This is a genomic window from Massilia sp. CCM 8734, assembly GCF_011682155.1.
Classification (GTDB): Bacteria; Pseudomonadota; Gammaproteobacteria; order Burkholderiales; family Burkholderiaceae_D; genus Telluria_A; species Telluria_A rubra.
The window spans coordinates 1-3,673 of sequence record NZ_WHJI01000101.1 but is presented as its reverse complement, the minus strand read 5'-3'; the positions used below and the strand labels follow the sequence as shown (position 1 = coordinate 3,673).

1 protein-coding gene and 2 pseudogenes are annotated in these 3,673 nt (G+C 64.1%); all 3 read right to left on the bottom strand.

The window, feature by feature from the left end:
* Nucleotides 1–2,423 (bottom strand): annotated as a pseudogene (locus F2P46_RS35480) (hypothetical protein); the annotation flags it as partial.
* A 62-nt stretch (nucleotides 2,424–2,485) separates the two neighbouring features.
* Nucleotides 2,486–2,794 carry a hypothetical protein gene (locus F2P46_RS38120; protein ID WP_229509596.1) on the bottom strand — a complete coding sequence of 103 codons (309 nt, stop codon included), beginning with the start codon at nucleotides 2,792–2,794 and terminating at the stop codon, nucleotides 2,486–2,488.
* Nucleotides 2,795–3,563: 769 nt separating this feature from the next.
* A pseudogene (locus tag F2P46_RS38955) lies at nucleotides 3,564–3,623 on the bottom strand (hypothetical protein); the annotation flags it as partial.
* Between the last annotated feature and the right edge of the window lie 50 nt (nucleotides 3,624–3,673).

The window sequence follows — 3,673 nt, the reverse complement described above, 5'->3', positions numbered from 1 at the left end:
CCGTCCTTGTCGTAGACCAAGACCTTGATCTGATTGTTATTGAGCAGGTCCGAGATCAGTTCGACGGAGGTGTAGCCTGGCGAGGCCCATTCCTCCTCCCGACCGCGGTCGTCGGCGCGGCCGTTGATGCTATAACTGTTGGTGATGGCCGAGAATGCCACGCGCGCGGTATTGCCCGAGATATGCTCGACAAAGTCAGCGTAGACCGTCGGCGGCACCCAGGATGAGCCCAGCAGCGCGGTGACGTTCTCCGCACCCCACGGTTCCGGCTGCACTTCCTGCAGGGCGATGATGTTGGCGGTCAGGTGCGCGGCCCGCGCGGCATTGAGCTTGCGCTTGACGTGTCCGGTCAGGTAGTCGTTGCGCGATACCCATTCGTCCGTTTCCGGGTCCTTGAACAGCAGCGGCTTGTCGGCGGCCGCCAGGTCGGCCTCGATCTCGGCGGCGTTCTTCGCCATAAGCGAGGCAATGCGCTCGATGTCGACCCGGCCCGATTCGGCCATGTTGATGGCCACGGCGTCCGCCATCGTGTCGGCCGACGTCGGTGCCTCGTAGGGAACGATCACGCGCTTGAACAGGATCGGCGCCGGCTCGGCGGTCGACGGCCGCACCTTTTCACGGATGCGGGCGGCGCGCGCTGCGGAAATGGCGGGGCGATAGCCGAATTCGAGCGCCTGCACCAGCGCGCCGTCGGGCATGTTCGACACCAGCGACGAGTTCGCCGGCTCGGAAATGAATCCGTGCGCCTTCACGAAGCCATCGTAGGCGGCTTTCAGCGCGCTGCGGTTTGCCTCGATCGCCGCCACTGGGGCGTTTTCTGCCTCCATCGACAGCTGTTCCTTGAGCAGGTCGCGCAGGTTCACCAGTTGCTTGAGGCGGTCGAATTTCGTTTGTCCCAGCAGCATCCCGGTCGGGATGTCCGCTTCCGAAGCGAATACCTTGCGGTCGTAAATATTGAGCTTGGTTTGTTTGCCGTCCTTGATCAGCTTGGCCGGCTTGCCGTCGACGCCCAGCTGGGCCTCGACCACATACCACTGGCCGGTGCTGTTCATGTACAGGGCGTCGGACCATGGGGACGCTGGCGAGAGCGTGCGGCGAGACAGCTCGTATCCGCCTTCTGGTGTTTCGCGCTCGATCACCTCCACAAGTGCGCCGGCTTCCAGCTTGATTGAGCCGTTTTCGTGGCCAGCCAGGGCGATGCGCAGGGCATCGCTCATGTCCTTGTGGCGCGCGATCGCGGCGTCCACGCCGCTTTGGGTCTGGACCATGACATCCTGAGGCAGGCGCCCGATCGCATCGGCCAGGCGCTCGGCCAGTTTGTCCGGATCATCGAGGCGCACGGTGATGTCCTTGCCGAAGGCCGTGGATCCAGAGCGCTCCAGTACGCCCATGATCATCTGCGGATTGCTGGCAAAATAGGTATTGATCGGCATCGCGTCGCCGCCCAGCGGATCAGCCACCGACGTGGTGCGGACCCAGTCGGGAACTTGCGCGGCCAGCGCCTGGCGAGCGAACTCGGCGTCGGGATTGCGCTCCGCTTTCTTCCCCGCTGCCTCGAACGCCTGTTCCATGTTCGCTTCTTCTTCGGCGGTCAAGCGCTGCAGGAAAACGATGTCCGTCACTACGGAGGTGCGGGCATTTTCCTTGAATGCCGTGTCCGGCAGACGGATTGCCCCAAGCAGCTTCGTTTTTTTCGCCAGCATGGTGCGCGAGGACGAGTCGATCTTGTCGAGCAGGTAGCGCGACACTACCTGGACCTGCAGGCCGCCCGGCTTAACCGCGTCCAGGGCGGCAAGGAAGAACTGATTGTGGATCGAATGACCGTTGATTTCCGGCTTGAACTGGAAGCGCAGGGATTGATCGCCGAACGGCGGATTGCCGATCGACAGGTCGAACGAGCCGTCGGTGAGCGGCACGCTCTGGAAGCCGCTGTTGAGGACTGTTTCGGCCGGGTACAGCAGTGTCGCAATACGCGCGGTCAGGTTGTCGTACTCAACGCCGACGAATTTGGTTTGCCTAGCAACGTCGGCCGGCATGAGGCCAAGGAAGTTGCCGGCGCCCATGGACGACTCAAGCGCCAGGCCGCCCTTGAAGCCGAGCCGGCGCGCGGCCGCCCACATGCTGTCAACGACCGTCTTGGACGTGTAGTGCGAGTCAAGGGTCGAGCGGCGCGCAAGCGCATATTCTTTCGGGGTCAGCAGCTCGGCCAGCTCGGGGCCGCGCTTCTTCCATGCGTCCTTGAATTCGCCCGATTCGGGCGCCGGGAACGCGTTGGCCAGGCCGCCCCAGCCCACATAGCGGGCGAGAATGCCCTGTTCCCGCGGCGTGGCGCGGCGGTTCTCGGCCTCGATCGCGCGCATGGTGCGGATCGCGGTCAAGTTGTCGTTGAATTTCTGGACTTCGCCGCCCTGCCCGAGACGCACGTCTTCGGTGATGCGGAAATTGACAGCGGGAATGTTCGGCGCCGACGGCGCCGGCGCGGCGCTTACAGGGGCGCTGGTTCCTGCATCCTGCTTTGATACTCGCGTTCCAGCTCGGCCAGCTCGCGCGCCTCCCAGTCGTCCGTCGGCGCCGGCTCCGGCGTCAGCAGGATATACAGGCTCAGGGCTTGTTCTTCCGCCTCGTGTTGCTGGAAGCCCTGCGTTTTCAGCTCCACGATCAGGCGGTGCGCCTGGATCGCGGCCGTCTGCGTCGCCTCGCTCCATTCCCCCAGCAGTTTCAGCTGTTCCGTCTTCTCCGGAAGCCACAGTTCCCAGTGCTTGCGCGCCTTCGCGGCCAGTGTCGCTACGTTCATTTGTTGCTTTCTTGCTTGGGGTTGTCGTTAGTGTATCGGATTTCGGGCCAGGCGTAGCGGGCTTGACGCTGTTTGCCGGGCGCTCGGCCAGCTCGTGCGCCGTCAGGCCCGTGGGCATCCACATATTGTCGCCGCCGCCAAAAGAATCGCCAGGCTTCGTTACGCGCGCTATAACGCCGCTCGTTAACTGCTGGGACTGGGGACTGTCGGCCGACATGCGCGCGTGCTCGGGCGCGGTACCAGCGGGCGCGTCGAGGTCGGCTTTTTCCGCCGGCGCCGCTTGCGCGCGCACCTCCATCTTGGCCTCATCGCCCCCGGAAGCGGGCGCCATGGGATCCACTTGCGAGGTCGGCTCTGGCGTCGCCATAGGCGAAATTGCCCGCTCGGCGATCGCCTTTTCAATTTTCTTGGCACGCGGGCCGCCGGCGAACACTTTTTGCGCCTGCAGCAGCTGGTCGTCGGTCATGTCCCGGGTCGTCATCCGGTTCAGCTCCTGCTTGCCCAACGGCGGCGCGGCCTTGCGTTCCTCCGGAGTATTGCCGTAGGTTTTCGGAAAATTCTTGCGCCACAGTTCTTCACCGGAGGCGATCCCGTCGACCTGGTCGGGCGTGGCGCCCAGCAGCTTGGCTTCCGCCTGCATGTCTTCCACGGCGCGGATGCCGCGGCGCGGCGCGCTTTCTGCGAATGGGCGTCTGGTCTTGCCGGACGCAAGCCAGTTCTTGAAGGGGGCCGTGTCCGTTTCGGTGATATGACGGCCGCCTTTCCAGCCAGGGGCATAATTGGCGTCGTATCCGTCGCGCGCGTCATCCAGGGAGTCGAACCCGAACATGACCTTGTGCTCGTCGAACTTGCCCGATTCGGGATGGACTTGGTCCACGA